Here is a 15,670-nt window from a genome sequence, read left to right on the forward strand (position 1 = left end):
CATGATGCATCCTGAGACCCCCGAGGCACAGCCGCGATCCTGCCACCTGCGGGTTTGGCATGCGGCGACGTCGACCGACCAGCGCGGCGAATTTGAACGTCGCTGTGAACGGTGGCTGGCCCAGGACGAACTGATCCACGCCGATCGTTTCCAACGCACCACCACTCGCAACCAACATGTCGTCGGTCGGGCCATGGCGCGTTGCCTGCTTGCAGACCGCAACGTCCCGCCCCAGGAGATTCGTTTCGGAACGGGCCGACACGGCAAACCGCAAGTCGTGATGCCCGACGCAGCGATTCAGCCGTTCAACATCGCCCACACCGACGGTCTGGTTCTCTGCGGCGTCGCCGATCCGCACGTCGATTTGGTCGGCGTGGATGTGGAATCGATTCACCGTCGCACTTCGACCGAACTGGCCGAACGGTACTTTGCCGAGCCGGAAGTGCAGTTTTTGCGTCGCCAGCCGAGCGACTTGCAGCAGTACTTTTTTCTGCGAATCTGGACCCTCAAGGAAGCCTTCATCAAAGCCATCGGGACGGGATTGCACACGCCCCTGGCCGATTTTGCGTTTGAGCAAATTGATTCTGAGCGACCCGTGATTCGTTTCCTAGCGCCGGGGTTGGGGATGGAAAAACAATGGAGTTTCGTGTGCTCTTCACCAAGAGAAGGGTTCATCGCCTCCGCTGCGGTCGCCGTGACGGGCGAGACTTCGCCGGCGAGGGTCAACTGGCAGCCGTTTGAGGATCTCATTGGGGGGGACGAGTAATCGCTCAAATGTCGGAGAACAACTTTGACAAAACGGTCCAGGATGTGTCAGACTGTGGGTAGATGGAGTTAGGCGGCTCGACGTTTTGAGACGTTGCTTTTCACCCCCTCCCGCCTCAATGCTTATGTCTGAAAGCTCAATCACCCTGATCTTGAATCAGCTTCGTCAGGCGGGAACCGATGAAGAACGTCAGGCCGCCGCTGCAAAGCTGTATCGTTGTTACCGCGGCCAGGTCGAGCGAGTCGCGCGGACTCGGCTGACCCCCGGCGGCGGTTTGGCCGACGAGGAAGATGTGGCCCAAAGCGCCTTCCGAAGTTTTTTCGACCGGATCGAAACGGGCCAACTGGACGCGCTCGTCACCGGCGGACAGGCTTGGGCGATCCTGGCGCGACTGACCCGAAACAAAGCGATCGACTCGGTGCGCTACGACAACGCATTGTGCCGCGGCGGTGAAGGCGGACGTCGTCCCGCCGAACCGCAGGCCGGCGAGCCGGCAACTGGCGAACCGCTCCGATCAAACCGCTTGAATCGGCTTGAGCCTCAAACGGGTTCGTCGATCCCCGGTGTGTCCCGGTCGGGTGCGACTGCGAGTGGGCGCAACCGATTCACGCTCGGCGATGGGGCCAACCCGAGTTCTTCGAGAATTGAATTCGCTTCGAAACGTGTGGGGCGGAAGCATGAAGATTATCCGCTCGACGCGGTTCGCGACAGGAACCAACGCTCCGGTGCCGAACAGGCGGCGTCCAACGAAGCGATCGAGCGGTTTCTGGAACAACTCTCCGAAGCGACCTTGCGTGGGATCGTCTCGTTGAAGTTGCATGGGTTCACCAACGAGGAGATCGCCGAGCAACTCGGCTGCGCCACGCGGACGGTGGAGCGAAAACTGAATTTGATCCGTCGATTGTGGAGTCCGATTTTGGAGAACTCCGATGAACACCGGCAATCCTGATTCGCACGGGGGATCCGCAGAAGATTCACGCGAGAAGTGGATCACGATCGATCGGTTGTGCGATGCCTACGAAGCGTCGCTTCAAGAAGGCGAGGTCGAACGGGCTCCGTTTCTGGCCGGGGTGCCGAAAGATTGGCGGACTCAGTTGACTCAGGAACTCGACGCCATCGACGCGGCGTACCGCGACGCCGAAGAGACCCGCGATCAGACGGTCAAGGTTCCCGCCAGCGATCTGAACAGCCGTCGCTTGCCGACGTCGAGCCGTTTGGCCGAGTTGGCCACGCTGGATCGTGACAAGGTTTGGCTGGGACGGTTCGAAATCCGCAAACGGCTCGGCACCGGGGCGACCGGCAGTGTGTGGTGTGCGCGAGACGCTCGGCTGGCGCGTTGGGTGGCGCTCAAGGTCCCGCATGCTTCGCGGGTGACCAGTGAAACCAGTGCGGCACGTTTTCAAACCGAGGCTCGTGCCGCGGCTGCCATCACGCATCCCAACGTGGTCCAAGTCCACGAGGTCTTGATCGAGGACGGTTTGCCGATCTTGATCCAACAGTGGATCGATGGACCGTCGCTGGCCCGGTATCTGAAGGATCACGGTCCACTGGATTTTGATCAGGCGGCGGACTGGATGTCGCAAATGGCCGACGCGGTCGCCTGTGCCCACGACCATGGCATCGTGCATCGCGACCTCAAGCCCGCCAACGTGATGCTCAACAAGAACCGTCCCATGGTTCTCGATTTCGGCTTGGCCAGCTACCCCCAGTTTTCGTCCGGATTGACGACCGAGGGCACGGTCCTGGGGACGCCGGCCTACATGAGTCCCGAGCAGGCCGAAGGGGCCGAAAACGCCAACCAGCCGGCGACGGATCTGTATGCGCTGGGCACCATCTTGTATGAGATGCTGGTCGGAACGCCGCCGTTTGTCGGAAAAGCACGCGAAGTGCTGCAGGCGAACAAGACCGCAATTCCGACGCCTCCCCGCAGCCGTCGCGCGGCGATCCCTCGTGATCTGGAAACCATCACGCTGCGGTGCTTGGCGAAATCACCCACGGCACGCTACCGATCGGCAGCCGATCTGCGTGATGATTTACAACGGTTTCGCAGACGCGAGCCGATCCGGGCACGCAAGGTGTCGCTGTTGGAAAACATTTGGGTTTGGGGTCGACTGCATCCCGCCTATGCGTTGTTGGTGATGGGAATCCCGGTGGTTTTGATGTTGCTGATGGGAATCCTGGTCGCCCAGGTGCGGCACATCCAACTGAGCGATCGTGCCAATCGTCTGGTCCGCCAAAACGCACAAAGCGAAGCCGAACGCGAGGCGTTGCTGGTCCACCGCCACATGGTCGAACTGTCGCGGGCGTCGCATGAGTTGGCCGAAGGCGACCGCACCCGCGGGCTGGAGCTGTTGCGCAACATTCCCGATTCGATGCGGAATTGGGAATGGCGACTGCTCGATCTTATTTCCCACTCTCCCTCGACCGTGCTCAATGCCGATGTCCCGGGTGTCTCCCCGACCGTGGCGGTCAACGCGTTGGCCGTTTCGCGTCGACACCAATGGATGTTTGCCGCCTGCAGCGATGGGACCATTTTGAAATGGAAGCTGCCGTCCGATCGCGAGTTCTTCAACGCCGACGAGGACAAACGACGCGGACTCGGCCCCGCACAGATTCTCGTCCGATCACAGGGCTCGGTCCACGCGTTGGCCGTCAGCCCGGACGAAAAATGGTTGTGCTGGATTGATCGAGACGGCGCGGTGACGGTTTGGGATCTGCAGGAAAACGAACAAGACCAGCGGATCGCCCTGCCCAAGTTGCGACGCGGTCATGCAATCGCCTTTTCCCCCGATTCGACACGACTGCTGGTCGGCGGCGGGTCGACCGCCAGCGGAACGCGCGCCCTCGACGAGCACAGTTGGTTGGTCGTGTTGCAGCAAAATGATGCCGGCGAGTTGACCCTCACGCATGAACGCCAGTGGTCCGACCGGCCCGCGATCACCGCGCTGCAATTCACCGATGACACCGGGTTTGTTTTCACCCGCGGACGTTTCGACGCGCCGATGGGATCGATGGGGTTTGTGGAACAGTGGCGGGTCACCCCCGATGCGTTCGGCCAAGAAGGTTTGATCTGGCGCGGGCTGGGCATGCGTGGATTGGACTTTCACCCCCAAACGCATCGGATCGCTTGGTGCGACGACATCGGAATGACTTACGTCAAGGATTTGCGAATGCCGCTGAGACATCCGCCGAGTCAGTTCCAGGCGAGTCAGCGAGCGGCCGCGCAGGTTCGCTTCTCTCCCGACGGAGACGAATTGATCGTCAGCGGTCGTGACGGCAACGTTTCACGTTGGTTGCTGACGGGGATTTCCGCCGCCGAGTCGCCGCAACCCGCCAAGGCATCCGCGCCGCCAACTGAGTCGGCGACTGAGTCGACGCCGCCGAAGAAGGCGGGCAAGCCTGACGCGTCGCCGTCCGAAGACAAGTCCGCTGACGATCCCCATTCGCGGCCCACCGAATCGTTCGCGATTCGACTGATCCGTGATTACCGCGGGCACGAGAACACGGTCGGGGACGTGCTTTACCTTGCCCCCTGCCGCAAGTTTGCCAAACAACCGAAATCGGGCGAGCCGCCGTTTCGTTTTTGTGAACCGTTTCTCTTCACCGCCAGCGACGACGGCAAGGTGCTGTTGTGGTCCAACGACGGCCACGACGCGATCGAAACGCTGAATGTTTCCGATCGAATGTTGGTGGATGCCGCTTGGGTTTCGCCACGACAAATTGCCGTCGCGATTTCGGGGGCAAAACGTCAACGGAACCTGCTCTACAAGACCTTCTCGCTGAGCAAACACAAGCTGGACGTTGAACTGCGACGTGTCCGGGCGGCGCGCGGGATCGGCAGCATGCAGCTTCATGGCGATGTTCGGCCGACAGTGTCGGGACCACCCCGCTTCGCCGTCCATACCCGAAGCACTCTCACGGTGTTTGAAGCGGGAAGAACCGAATTCGTCGCTCGACGGTCGATCGACGCCCAGCGACGCGCCGTCTTGACCGCCGTCAGCCTGATCGATTCGCAACATCTCGCCGCGTCCTTTGCTCAGGACGTCAAGCTTTCGCAAGAAGCCGCCAAAGCGAATCCGAACGGCAATTCAGTGATTCGCCAAGAGAGTTTGTTGCTTTACGATTTGACCACCGATGCGCCCCCGCAAGAACTGGTGTTGCCCCGGCTCGGAGGCATTTCTCGACTGAAGGTGGCTCCGTCGGGCGATCGGATCTTTGGATGCACCCGGGCCGGACGCGTTTTCTATGCCACGCTCTCGAGATCGGCTGACGGCCAATGGCAATGGGCGGACACGCCGGTGCAAGTCTGGAAGGCGCATCCCAGTGCGGTCAATGACCTGGTTTGGCTTGCCGATCGAAATCAGGTGGCAACGGTCGGTGACGACGGCAGTTGTGCGATCTGGAATCCGGGTGAGATCCCGGATGACGATTTGACCTTTCCGTCGACGGCCGGCCACCTCGCACATCCATTGGACGCCCCGTTGCCGGACGTCGTCGCGGACTCGCAATCACCCCAGCTGGGCCAGCGTTTGCTGGTCAGCAGCAGCCCCGTGACCCGCGTGACCGCTTCGATCACGGGGGACCGGATCGTGACGGTCGGATCCGATCGAGTCATCCGTATTTGGGACACGCACAGCGGGTTGGAATTGATCGCCTTGCAACCACGGAAAGAGCGTGTCGTGGGAGTCGAGTTCAGCCCCGACGATCGTTACCTGATGATCGCCGAAGCCAACTCCCGGATCGAAGTCATCCGTTTGGTCGACGAGGCGACGCGGGGAGAGTAGCGGGGCAACGCTGTGAAGCATTTATTCCCTGCGTTTGACGAGGTGTTAGCCGCAGGGCGCAAGCCCTCCGGTCCCTCATCGTTCCCGAAACACCGGAGGGCTCGCGCCCTACCGCTAACAAAAAACCACCGCGTGTGGTGTCAACGCTGGTGGCGTTGGACGCCCGCCTACACTCATCCCCATCATTCTGACCCGAATCATTCTGTCATCCCTCGTTTCACTCCACGTCCGTGGCCGCTCTCGAATCGACTTGCAAGCTGGCCAGGTACGCGACCAGGTCACGTAATTCTCGCGGTGTCATGAGTTTGGTCAGGTCGGCGGGCATCGATGAGTTGCCTTTCCGCCGCACTTCGATGTCATCTTGCAAGATCCGTTGTTGGCTGCCGTCGGCAAGGATCAGTTCGACGACCTCGTCGGTTTCGGATTTCACAATGCCGCTGTGAACACGACCGTCGATGTCCACGATGACCGCCGTTTCAAATCCCTTGGCGATCTTCGCATCGGGCAGACAGATCGATTCGAGCAGGTAGCGGGCGTCACGCTCTTTCCCGATCACGGTCAAATTGGGGCCCACCTCGCCGCCGGCGCGATCGACTTTGTGACAGCGGACGCAGGAGAGTTCGGTTTTTCCAAAGAACAACGTGGCCCCCCGCTCGGGGTCGCCTCCGGAAAGAGAATCCAGCCATTTGCCGAGCGGTTGCGATTGGGCCAATTCGGTGCGGTACTCGTCCAAACGCTTTTGTTGTGGATCGTCCAGGCGGCCCTTGGCCGCTTCGATCACATTCAATTGCACGCGGGCATCCAGGCTGCCGTCGAGGTATTGGTCGACGGCCTGGCGGATCGCCGCGTCCGCTTCGGGACTTTTCAGTTCGGCCAGGATGTCCCATGCCTTCTGCCGCATTCGGGTGTCGGTATTGGAAGTGGACGCGATGAATCGATCGATCGACTTTTCGGCCGCGTGATCGGCCAGCACGGACAGACTAGCCAGTCCCAACGGGCCACGCGCATTGTCGACGGGAATTGATTCGGCCAGCCGGACGGCGCCGGGGGCGTCCAGACGCGCCAGCGCCACCAACGCCCGTGCACGCGCGTCCGAACTGCGACTGGATTCGGCGACTTGCTCGACTAGTGCGCCGGCGATTTTTTTAATTCCCAGTGTCGCGGCCACTTCGATCGCTCGCAGTCGCACATTTTCTGGTGCGGCCATCAACAGATCGATTTGCGGTTCCAGGGCGGCGGCTGCCAAGGCGGCGTCACGTTGATCCAGCGGGCGGTAGTCACCCAAGACTCGGTCCAGCGGCCCCGGCGAGCTCCAATTGCCCAGCATCTCGATCGCTTCGATCCGCATCGCTTCACTCGCTTCGGAACGGGTCGCGTAAGTCGCGATCGCGTTGGCCGCTTCGGCGCTGCCGATCCGGTAATTCGCGTTCAGGACGCGTCTTGCCAACGCTTCGGATTCCAGCGGCTGTCGGATCATTTCCGCCAGCGCGGCGGTAGCAAATTCGATCGGTTTGTCGTGGATCGCTCGTGCGGCCTCCAAGCCCACGCGGGGATCGGCATCGTGCAGGAATTTCGCGACCGAACCGCTGGACAGCCTTCCTAACGCGATCGCGCCCAACAGCCGTACTGCGGCACTGGGGTGCTTGGCCAGCGCGGCAATCCGATCCGCTTTGACGGCCCGCGTCAAATACATCGATGCCGCGTGGCGGATCGCCGGATCGTTGGCGTCAACGGTTCCCGCGTTGGCCAGGACCGCTTCGATCGCCGAGGCGTCTTTCAGCCGTCCGAGTGCGTCGATTGCAGCGTATCGCACCCGCGGGTTGTCGCTTTTGAGCGCCGTTCGGGCGGGTTGAGAAGCATCGGTCCAGCCCAGTTCGCCGACGATCGTCAACGCCGCGACACACAGATCCGCGTCGGCGCCCGAGATCAATTCGACCAACGTTCGCTTGGCGGTCGCATCGGGTTCTTCGCCCGACCCGCTTTGACGCGCAATTTGGCCCAGCCCCCACGCCGCGTGTAAACGTGACTGGGGCGGGGCGTCGGTGTCTGCGGCGATCGCGGCCAGCGTGTCGGTTTCGCCACGGGAGGCAAGTTCCCATTGGCTTTCCAGGCGAATCCGTCGATCGGTGTGCCCGATCCAATCGGCCAGGGTTTGCGGGGACAAGACGTCCCAGTCGCCGGCGAGTCTCTGCTTCACGTCCGCGACCACGGGATCGTCGGCGTGTTCGGGGTCGCTGATGCGATAGATGCGAGCTTTGCCCAGACCATCCCACCCGTCGACCCAGTCACTGACGTACAGCGCGCCGTCGGGGCCGAACGCGACGTCGGTGGCCAGGCACGTCCAAATCGGCTGAGCATCGGCGACCAGCTTGTACGTTGCGCCGGCCGGTTCGACGTTGAAGGTTCGAATGCCGCTATTGCTGGGGCCGCCACGGAAATCGCAGATCAGAAACGTGTCGTCGAGTTGGTCACCGAATCCGGTACCGGGGTAGTACGCCAGACCGCTCGGCCCATCGGTGAAATTGGCCACCGGGGGGATGATCGACGCGGGCTGGTCGGCGTTGACCGGATGCCAGATTTTCTCGCGGTTGAAGGGGCCGCGATCGCTGAGGTATTGGTAATACATCCGCCAGCCGGTGTCGCCGTCCTGCAAGAGATGGACGATGCGGGCCTGGTCGCCACTGTCGCTGTTGTTGTCGACGGTAAACCAATCGCCACGATCGTTGAACGCGAGCTCCTGTGGGTTTCGCAACCCACGGGCGAACACTTCCAGTCCGGTGCCGTCCAACTCGCAGCGAAACACGGCCCCGCTGGCCGGGTCGGACAAGACCTCGCCCTCGGCCGTCCGCAGGTGGTAGCCTCGGTCTCCGATCGTGAAGTACAGTCGCCCGTCGTAGCCGCGAATCAGTCCATGCAAGTCATGGCCGCGAAACGCGACTCGGACTCCATACCCGTCCGACAGCACGACGCGTTCGTCGGCTTTGCCGTCACCGTCCTGGTCGACCAATTTCCAAAGCTTGGGGATGCAGGTGTAGTAGACATCGCCGTCGATGGCCAGCACGCCGGCGCCGGTGCCTTCCTCCAATTGATGGAATCCGCTGGCCAGCACCACGCTCCTGTCGGCCCGACCGTCACCGTCGGTATCGGACAACCGCCGAATCCGGTCGTCGTGCTGGGTGTAGGTCACCGCGGCCTCCCCCAGCAGTCGCTTGTGATAGTCGATGCGATCCTGAACCGTCTTGGACGCCAGATCGGCCATCAGCCACTGTTGGTCGTGGCCGCGATTGTCGGTCACGCCACGATTCTGTCGAAATGTTTCGCACGCATAGAGGTGTCCGTGTCGATCGATGTCAAACGCCACGACGTTGGCGACATCGGGTTCGGCCGCCCACACGCTGATCGTCCAACCGTCGGGGATCCGAATGGCAGACATCGCTTCGATCGGCTCTTGGGACGCCTTGGCAATCTCGGGCGGCAACGGTCGGGCGGTTTCAACGTCCGCCGCCCCGGCCTTCCCGATTCCCAGCCCGGTCAGTGAGATCACCAAGGCTAGCACCGCGACCTCGCCCACACGTGATCGGATCGAGTGGATTCCGCCAAGCCCGTTTCGAACCGTCAGGCGGCACCACCAGGAACTGCAAAGCTGGAGAGTCATGAAATCTAAATCGGGTAGAAACGAAACGGTTGCGGAGGGGCACGACAAACCTAATATCGACACATCATTCAATACGTCAACTCAATGGCTATCTGCCCGCCAGGAAGATCCGGTAGAATAGTCGCTTTGCTGTGTCAACGAGCGAGATCGGTTCGGGAAACTCCAACGCCGACACCCCAGTATCATCGTCTATGAATCGAACCGACGACGCCTCACCCTTGAACGACCCGCCCGGATCAACCGAAAACGCCGATCCGTCGGTAACCGGGGACGCCCCCTTTGTCGCCAAGCTCGTCGAACCGAAAGCCACCGACGGGGCTGCGGCCAGCCTTGCTTCGGAGACGCCGGTCCGCATCGGATCGCCGTTCCGTGTCGACCCGGCGGATCTGGCAACGCCGTCCGAACCGGCCGAGAAGCTGACGCTTTCGGGCGAGGCAGCCTACGGAGAGTACGGGCCGTTCCTCTACACCGCCATGGGCGCCTCGTCGGCCGCGGTCGTCGTGCTGGTGTTTGCGGCCCTGGGCACGTGGTGGTTTCCCGCCGGAGGTGCCTTGGTCGCCGTGCTCGGGACGGTCTTGTCGATCATCGGCCTGTTCTCCCGACGCCGCTTTCGCTACGCCGCCATCGGCACCTTGCCCCTGCACATGGTGCTGTTCGTCTTGAGCTACGCGCGGTCGTTGGTCTGAAGTGGGGTAAGCATCCTGCGTTGTTAGCGGTAGGGCGCGAGCCCTCCGGTCTCTTCCGCTGTTTGTTAGCGGTAGGGCGCGAGCCCTCCGGTCTCTGATGGCGATACCGGACGGCTCGCGCCGTTCCGCGAACACCTTCATGCCAAAATCAGCGGCATCGAGCTTACGCCAACAACTCTCGCACCACGCGGGCTTCTTCCACGCCGGTCAGGCGAAAGTCCAGGCCTTGGAATTTGAAGGTCAACCGCTTGTGATCGATGCCCAATAAATGCAGCATCGTGGCGTGAAAGTCTCGCACGTGGACTTTGTCTTCCACCGCGTTGTAGCCGAATTCATCGGTCGCCCCGTAGCTGGTTCCGCCGCGAATGCCGCCACCGGCCAGCCACATCGAAAACCCTTTGATGTGGTGGTCGCGTCCGCTGCCTTGGGCCATCGGTGTGCGGCCGAATTCACCGCCCCAGACGATCAGCGTCTCGTCCAACATGCCGCGCTGCTTCAGATCCCGAACCAGAGCCGCGGTGCCTTGGTCCACCAGCTCCGCCGTCTTGGCCACCCCCGCCTTGACGCCTCCGTGGTGGTCCCAGCCGCGATGGTAGAGCTGGATAAACCGCACGCCGCGCTCGGCCAATCGGCGGGCGAGCAAACAATTGCTGGCGAACGAGCCGTCACCCGGCGTGCAGCCGTATTGGTCGATGACTTGTTGCGTCTCCCCGGACATGTCGGTCAACTCTGGCACCGAGGCCTGCATCCGAAACGCCATTTCATAACCGGCCAACCGCGTCGCGATTTCGGGGTCGTTCAGTTCTTCGTTTCGAATCTGGTTGATCCGCGAAACTGCGTCGACAATGTCGCGTTGTTGGTCACGCCCGACGCCCTCCGGATTGCCGACATAGTGGACCGGGTTTCCGCTGGCGTGCATCTGGACACCTTGGTAACGACTGGGCAAAAAACCCGAGTGCCACTGCCGCGAACTGATCGGCTGACTTTGCCCCCCGCCTTCACTGGTCAGGACGATGAACCCCGGCAGATCCTCTGTTTCGCTTCCCAGCCCGTACAGCACCCACGATCCCATCGAGGGGCGTCCACTGATCGCCGTGCCCGTATTAAAAAACGTGTGCGCCGGATCGTGGTTGATCTGTTCGGTGTGCATCGATTTGACGACGCACATCTGATCGGCTAAGCCACTGATGTGTTTGAACACCTCGGAAATCATCAGTCCGCTATCGCCGCGGGCGATGAACTTGTGCTGCGGGCCCATCACCTTCAGTTCTTTGCCCTGCAGCTGTGCGATCGGCTGACCGGCAGTGATCGACTCCGGCATCGGTTTGCCGTCCATCTCGGCCAGGACCGGTTTGTAGTCGAACGTTTCCAAATGGCTGGGGCCGCCGGCCATGCACAGGTGGATCACGCGTTTGATTCGCGGCGCGTGGTGCGGGCGGGCCAAAACGCCTTCGAAAGCACTCACGCCGGACGACGTCGCCGATGACGCCGAAACCGCGGACGCCAAGTCGGATTTCAGCAACGATGCCAACGCGACCGAACCGATACCGGTGCGGCGCAGAAACGTCCGCCGTGCGAGTCGCTGGTGGAGAGAATTGAATTCAGGATTCATCGCGGTCTCAGTAACGCGTAATGGTTTCGTGAAGGTTCAAGATCACGCGGGCAACACTTGTCCAGGCGGCCAGTTCAGCCACATCCAGATCGCTGGGCACCGGTGCTTCGCCGTGGGCGATCAGTTTCCCCGCTTCGTCGACGTTGGACCGGTAGTGTTCCAGGTGATCCCGGAACACGGCGAGCAATGGTTCGGCGATCTCCGCAGGCGCGGCCCGTGAGACGGCACTCTGGTAGGCCCATTGCAGCCGTTGGTCGACGTTCTGTCCGCCTTCACGCATGATGCGTTCGGCGAACACGCGTGCCGCTTCGACGAAGGTCGGATCGTTGAGCAACACCAGTGCTTGTAGCGGCGTGTTGGACCGTGCCCGCTGGGCCGTGCATTCTTCGCGACTGGGCGCGTCAAAGGCTTTGAGCATCGGGTGCAGGAACGTGCGTTGCCAGTGCGTGTACAGCCCGCGCCGATATTGGTTCGAGCCGTCATCGGCAACGTAGGTGCGGCGCGGGAAATTCAGTTGTGCGTAATAGCCCGCCGGTTGGTACGGACGGACACTCGGCCCGCCGACGGTTTCGACCAGCAGGCCGCTGATCGCCAGCGCTCCGTCACGGACCACTTCCGCGTCCACGGTGAATCGCCCCTGCCGGGCGAACAGATCGTTGTAAGGATCGCGTTGTGCAAGTTCCGCCGTCGGCGTCGACGAACGCCGGTACGCCTGGCTCATCGCGATCGAACGCATCACCTGTTTGACGTCCCAGCCCGACTGGATGAAATCGATCGCCAAGGCATCCAACAGATCAGGATACGACGGATACGTCCCTTGGCCGCCGAAGTCATCGACGCTGGCACAGATCCCCCGTCCAAACAACAGGCTCCACAATCGGTTGACCATCGTCCGGGCGGTCAACGGGTTGTCCTCGCGGCACAGCCAATCGGCCAAATCAAGCCGCGTCGGTCGCGCCTCGCCGGTGTCCAACGTTCCCAAGAACGCCGGGATCGCCGGGGTGACGACGTCGCCGGAATCGTCCATCCAGTTGCCGCGGGGCAGGATCCGAATCGTTCGCGGGGTGATGCTCCGCGAGACGACGGTTTCGGGAGCCGTTTCGTACTTTGCCTTGCGACGGGTTTCCAATTCTCGGATCTGGTTTTGCAGCGAAGCCATCTGCTCGGATTCCGCCACGTAGTAGTCGGTGATCGCTTGACGCTGTTGATCCGACCGCTGGTCTTGGTTGACTCGCAAGGCTTCGGCGACTTCGGTCGGAATACCGCCGGCGGTGATCACGCCGCAATCGTCCCAGTGAACCAGGCCGCTAAATTGGGTGAACGCCATCCCTTTGACCTTGGCCCCTTCAGCCAAACCGACTTCCTCGGCGGTTGCTTCCAGCCGCACCCACTGGCCCGTCGCAGGAAGCACTCCGCCACGCCGATAGCCCGCATGGCTCTCCTTCTGTCGGCCATACGTGATGTCATCGCTGCCCCAGACCTTGCGGTGCGTCCAATCGCCGTCGTTGAACTGCAACATGATCGCCGCCGGCGGGTCTTTGGGATCCAGATAGACCCAACAGAAAAACCGAGCGTCTTTTGTGACGACGAAGGGCTGTTTGGCGTCGTCGAACAGGTGTTGGGTCAGACCCTTGCTTTGCTGTTTTCGCGACGTCGCACCGCGATGAACCGGCGCGTCGTCCTGGGCAACAAAACGCCAGTCGCCGCTCGGATTGGCCTCCAGTGAAAGCGCGTCGTCGATCCAAATCGTTTCGATTTCTTGCCGGGCATCGATCCGGTCGATCACGTCGGCTTCCCACTGATCCTGGACCGCGACCAGCGATTGCCGCAGCGGTTCGATTTCCGCCCGGAGCGCACCGACCTGGCGATCCATCTCCGCCAGTTCTGCCAGCAGCCTTTCACCGGGGACGCGGATCATCGGCGGTCGGCTGCGCGCCCCATAGACGCCGCGTTCGTCCAGGTCGGCAAAGAAAGCCCCCAGCGAGTAAAAGTCACGCGTCGTGTACGGGTCGTACTTGTGGTCGTGGCATTGGGCACAGCCCATCGTCGCGCCCATGAAGACCTGCGAAACATTTCGGACCCGGTCGGCAAAGTAGATCGCCAAATACTCTTTCGCCTGCGATCCACCTTCTTCGGTCGTCTGGTTCAGCCGGTTGTAGCCCGAAGCCACTTGTTGGTCGAGTGTCGCATCGGGAAGCAAGTCGCCGGCGAGCTGCTCGCGCACAAAACGGTCATACGGCATGTTGTCGTTGAAGGCGTTGATCACGTAATCGCGATAGGGCGATTGCGACACGTTCTGGTCGCCGTGATAACCCACCGTGTCGGCGTAACGCACCAGGTCCAACCAATAGATCGCCATCCGTTCGCCGAAGCGTGGTGAATTCAACAGCCTGTCGACCAGATCCGCATAGGCATCGGTTGACTCATTATTGACGAACGCTTGGACTTCTTCGGCCGTCGGCGGCATGCCCGTCAAATCGAACGACAGGCGACGAATCAACGTGATCCGGTCGGCTTGCCCGGTCGGCTGGATGCCTTCGTCGGCCAGTCGCGCCGCAATCTTGTGGTCGATCATCCGGGTCGCATTGCTGGACCCGGTCTTTCCGTCCACCTCGATCGGGTGCATCGGTTCATAGGCCCAGTGCGCTTCGTAGGGCGCACCCTCGGCGATCCAGCGGACCAGCACGTCACGCTCGGCATCGGTCAGGCTCTTGTGCGACGATGGCGGTGGCATCACTTCGTCGTCTTCGGTCGATAAAATTCGCCGAACCACTTCGCTCTCGTCCGGCGACCCCGGAACGATCGCTCCGGTCGATGCATCGGTGGCTTCGTCGGGCAGATCGAGTCGCAACCCTCCCTCGACCGTCTGGGCATCCGGACCGTGACAGGCAAAGCACTTGTCGCTCAGGATCGAGCGGACATCGCGATTGAACCGAATCGGGCGGTCCGCGGCGTGGGAATCTGTGGCCGCCATGAAGCCAAGGGCGGCAAAAACGCTGGCAGCGAGAACACGAAGGGCGGCGATCTGGAAACGATGCATGGGGCGAGTTCGGCCAAACAGCCGAAGGTCTTGGGAGGCGGGGCGAGATCGGTCGGAAGGTTACAATACTCGGGACGCTGCGACACATCCCATGGCGGGAACCACCATTTTATGCCCGACGAAGTCACATCACAGGCAACAACCGGCATCTTTCGCCGAATCTTTCGAACAATCGGGATTTGCTTGGCGATTGTCGCCAGTTTGCTCTGTTTTCCGCACTGGCTGCCCTGGATGATCGCCTGCTGGATCCTCTCGCACGCCCTCGCGGTCTACAGGGGATCGCCCGGGTATTGGCCGCTGTTTGCTTGTACGCTGATCCTTGTCGTTCGTCTCGTCCCGCGAACTCCCGCAATGGTGCTGTTGGCACTGACGATGGTGATGCTGGGCATTTGGCGATTCCGGCTGCGGTCACAGCCGATGCCTGCGAAAGGACGGTTCCAGACCAGTACGGTCGCTCTGTTGGTGTTGATGTGGGGATGGATGTGGGTGGAATATCGGCGCAGTGCTACCTGTGATCATGACGTCGCCTTCCATCCCGGACGCCCGGTCGTCTGCATCGGCGACAGTTTGACTCAGGGGATGATTCCCGATCGCGGCTATCCCGGCCAGCTCGAACAACGGATACGCGTTCCGGTGATCAATTTAGGAGCGTCGGGGATCGCGACGGGCCCGGCGATCGGAATTTTGGAGCGATCGATGGTGCACCACCCACAGGCCGTCATCATCGAACTCGGCGGGCACGATTTCCTGAAATGGCACAGTCGGGCGAGCACGAAGGCGAATCTGACGACAATGATCAAGCTCTGCCGTGCCAATGATTGTGAACCCGTCCTGATGGAAATCCCACGCGGCTTTATGATCGATCCCTACGCCAGTCTGGAGCGCGAACTGGCTTACGAATTCGATTTGCAGTTGATTGACGATCGCTGGTTGCGGCATGTCGTCTTGATGAGTCCGGCGGCGCCGCCGGGGATGTGGCTGCCGGACGCGCAACTCAGCGATGATGGGATTCATAGCAATCCCCGAGGCAGCGGGGTGATCGCCGAATTTGTCACCGACGCGCTCGTCGATCTCTACGGCGACCAAGTGCTCAAGTAGCGATCCAAGCCGCTGGTGTGCAGGCTTTA

8 protein-coding genes are annotated in these 15,670 nt (G+C 61.6%); 5 read left to right on the forward strand and 3 right to left on the reverse strand.

Features of this window, described 5'->3' with window-relative positions:
- The first annotated feature begins 1 nt into the window (after nucleotide 1).
- From NZK35_RS11290 to NZK35_RS11300, 3 genes are all read left to right on the forward strand, one after another.
- Nucleotides 2–766 (forward strand): 4'-phosphopantetheinyl transferase family protein, encoded by a 765-nt coding sequence (locus tag NZK35_RS11290; protein WP_259632635.1) that lies wholly within the window; start codon nucleotides 2–4, stop codon nucleotides 764–766.
- Between the two features lie 124 nt (nucleotides 767–890).
- Complete coding sequence (locus NZK35_RS11295) at nucleotides 891–1,715, forward strand: sigma-70 family RNA polymerase sigma factor (RefSeq protein ID WP_259632636.1); 825 nt, start codon at nucleotides 891–893, stop codon at nucleotides 1,713–1,715.
- The gene (locus NZK35_RS11300) at nucleotides 1,696–5,550 is read left to right on the forward strand and encodes a WD40 repeat domain-containing serine/threonine protein kinase (RefSeq protein ID WP_259632637.1); all 3,855 of its coding nucleotides are present in this window, start codon (nucleotides 1,696–1,698) and stop codon (nucleotides 5,548–5,550) included. Before NZK35_RS11295 ends, NZK35_RS11300 begins: the two co-directional genes overlap by 20 nt.
- Nucleotides 5,551–5,767: 217 nt before the next feature.
- Here NZK35_RS11300 and NZK35_RS11305 read toward each other — a convergent pair whose 3' ends face one another.
- The gene (locus tag NZK35_RS11305; protein WP_259632638.1) at nucleotides 5,768–9,205 is read right to left on the reverse strand and encodes a PVC-type heme-binding CxxCH protein; all 3,438 of its coding nucleotides are present in this window, start codon (nucleotides 9,203–9,205) and stop codon (nucleotides 5,768–5,770) included.
- Between the two features lie 191 nt (nucleotides 9,206–9,396).
- Here NZK35_RS11305 and NZK35_RS11310 point away from each other — a divergent pair, with 191 nt between their 5' ends.
- A complete protein-coding gene (locus tag NZK35_RS11310) occupies nucleotides 9,397–9,891 on the forward strand; it encodes a hypothetical protein (RefSeq protein WP_259632639.1) in 495 nt (164 codons plus the stop codon).
- 163 nt (nucleotides 9,892–10,054) lie between these two features.
- Here NZK35_RS11310 and NZK35_RS11315 read toward each other — a convergent pair whose 3' ends face one another.
- Together NZK35_RS11315 and NZK35_RS11320 are read right to left on the reverse strand one after the other, a co-directional pair.
- A complete protein-coding gene (locus tag NZK35_RS11315; protein WP_259632640.1) occupies nucleotides 10,055–11,503 on the reverse strand; it encodes a DUF1501 domain-containing protein in 1,449 nt (482 codons plus the stop codon).
- 7 nt (nucleotides 11,504–11,510) lie between these two features.
- Nucleotides 11,511–14,543, reverse strand: coding sequence for a PSD1 and planctomycete cytochrome C domain-containing protein (locus tag NZK35_RS11320; protein ID WP_259632641.1), 3,033 nt, complete (start codon nucleotides 14,541–14,543; stop codon nucleotides 11,511–11,513).
- Nucleotides 14,544–14,654: 111 nt separating this feature from the next.
- On the opposite strand from NZK35_RS11320, the gene NZK35_RS11325 reads away from it, so the two are divergent.
- Nucleotides 14,655–15,641 carry a GDSL-type esterase/lipase family protein gene (locus NZK35_RS11325; RefSeq protein WP_259632642.1) on the forward strand — a complete coding sequence of 329 codons (987 nt, stop codon included), beginning with the start codon at nucleotides 14,655–14,657 and terminating at the stop codon, nucleotides 15,639–15,641.
- The last annotated feature ends 29 nt before the right edge of the window (nucleotides 15,642–15,670 follow it).

Origin of the sequence: Stieleria sedimenti (genome assembly GCF_025060895.1) — a bacterium.
Lineage (GTDB): Bacteria > Planctomycetota > Planctomycetia > Pirellulales > Pirellulaceae > Stieleria > Stieleria sedimenti.

What these genes read in the sequence shown, in the direction of transcription:
- NZK35_RS11290 (WP_259632635.1), top strand. Translation starts at nt 2, where the DNA reads ATGATGCATCCTGAGACCCCCGAGGCACAGCCGCGATCCTGCCACCTG.
- NZK35_RS11295 (WP_259632636.1), top strand. Translation starts at nt 891, where the DNA reads ATGTCTGAAAGCTCAATCACCCTGATCTTGAATCAGCTTCGTCAGGCG.
- NZK35_RS11300 (WP_259632637.1), top strand. Translation starts at nt 1,696, where the DNA reads ATGAACACCGGCAATCCTGATTCGCACGGGGGATCCGCAGAAGATTCA.
- NZK35_RS11305 (WP_259632638.1), bottom strand. Translation starts at nt 9,205, where the DNA reads ATGACTCTCCAGCTTTGCAGTTCCTGGTGGTGCCGCCTGACGGTTCGA.
- NZK35_RS11310 (WP_259632639.1), top strand. Translation starts at nt 9,397, where the DNA reads ATGAATCGAACCGACGACGCCTCACCCTTGAACGACCCGCCCGGATCA.
- NZK35_RS11315 (WP_259632640.1), bottom strand. Translation starts at nt 11,503, where the DNA reads ATGAATCCTGAATTCAATTCTCTCCACCAGCGACTCGCACGGCGGACG.
- NZK35_RS11320 (WP_259632641.1), bottom strand. Translation starts at nt 14,543, where the DNA reads ATGCATCGTTTCCAGATCGCCGCCCTTCGTGTTCTCGCTGCCAGCGTT.
- NZK35_RS11325 (WP_259632642.1), top strand. Translation starts at nt 14,655, where the DNA reads ATGCCCGACGAAGTCACATCACAGGCAACAACCGGCATCTTTCGCCGA.